At 67.6% G+C, this 1,484-nt stretch carries 2 protein-coding genes; one reads left to right on the top strand and one right to left on the bottom strand.

The features are described from left to right. On the bottom strand, positions 1-96 hold a 96-nt coding region (locus MKK51_RS27600), incomplete at its 3' end, for a VCBS domain-containing protein (protein ID WP_409565713.1). On the opposite strand from MKK51_RS27600, the gene MKK51_RS17920 reads away from it, so the two are divergent. Then, a partial coding sequence (locus MKK51_RS17920) for a VCBS domain-containing protein (protein WP_243979188.1) occupies positions 83-1,484 on the top strand: 1,402 nt, incomplete at its 3' end. The genes MKK51_RS27600 and MKK51_RS17920 overlap by 14 nt on opposite strands.

Raw genomic sequence — 1,484 nt, 5'->3', positions numbered from 1 at the left:
CGTGCCGTTCAAGACCCCGCCCGCCTCGGTCACGCTGCCCGTCGCGACACCCGCCACGACGGCCGCATCGTCGGCGCCGTTGATGGTGACCGTCACCGACAGCTTCGTCGTGCACACCACTGAAGGCACCGAGCAGACGGTGACGGGCGTCACCTACAAGGTGGGTTCGGCCGATGCCTCGACGACGGCTCCGGCCGGGATCAGCCTGTCCGACCATAGCCTGACGGGCGATCCGACCAACGCGGCCTTCGACCACCTCAAGGCGTGTGCGACCGAGAGCATCCTGGTGAGCTACGAGGTGAGCGACGGCAAGGTCACGGTCGCCCAGACCGAGACCATCACCATCACCGGCACCAACGATGTGGCGTCGATCACCGGGAAGGCGACCGGCGCTGTCACGGAGGACGCGACCCCGAACTCCATCGGTGGACAGCTCACCGTCGCCGACGCCGATGACGGCGAGGCCTCGTTCGAGGCTCCCGCGTCTCTGGCGGGCACCTACGGCACCTTCACCTTCGACACCGCGACCGGAGCCTGGACCTACACCCTCGCCAACGGCACCCCCGCGGTCGATAAGCTGCAAGGCGGCCAGTCCGTGACGGACCAACTCGTCGTCACGTCGTTCGATGGTACGGACGACCAGACCATCAGCGTCAGCATCACGGGCGCGAACGACAAGACCGTCCTCAGCGCGATCACGCCCGCCTCGTCCTCGGTTACGGAAGCTGGGACTGCGACTGCCCAGGATCTGGGCGCGATCACCGGCACGCTGACCTTCACCGATCTCGACGCGGGCGACACGCTCGCGGCGTCCGTGGTCGGCACTCCGACCCTGACGCTGAACGGCAATGCCCTGACGGGCAGCCAGGCAGCCCTCCTCGAGGCGGCCCTCGTCGACGGCAAGCTGACCTTCGATGCCGGCGTCACGTCGAATGGCGGGGAGCAGACGCTCGGCTACAGCTACGATGCGGCTGCCGCCAACCTCGACTTCCTCAACGCGGACGACTCGCTGGTCGTCAGCTACCAGGTGAAGGTCGGTGATTCCGACACGCGCACCCTCAGCTTCACCATCACCGGCACCAACGATGCCCCGACGGTGGCGGCGGCGCTGACCGACGCGGCCGACGAAGGCGCGGGTTCCGTCACCAGGAACCTGCTCGAGGGTGCGTCCGACCTCGACAACGGCGCTGTGCTGACGGTGACGGGTGTCACCTACAAGGTGGGTTCGGCCGCTGCCTCGGCGACGATTCCGGCCGGGATCAGCCTGTCCGACCATAGCCTGACGGTCGATCCGACCAACGCGGCCTTCGACCACCTCAAGGCGGGTGCGACCGAGACCATCGTGGTGAGCTACGAGGTGAGCGACGGCAAGGTCACGGTCGCCCAGACCGAGACCATCACCATCACCGGCACCAACGACAAGACGATCCTCAGCGCCATCACCTCCCCGGCCAGCGTGGCCGAATTGGGCGATGCGAGTGCCC

This window comes from Methylobacterium sp. E-045 (assembly GCF_022829685.1).
In the GTDB taxonomy this organism is placed as follows: Bacteria; Pseudomonadota; Alphaproteobacteria; order Rhizobiales; family Beijerinckiaceae; genus Methylobacterium.
This window is presented reverse-complemented; position numbering and strand designations above follow the sequence as displayed.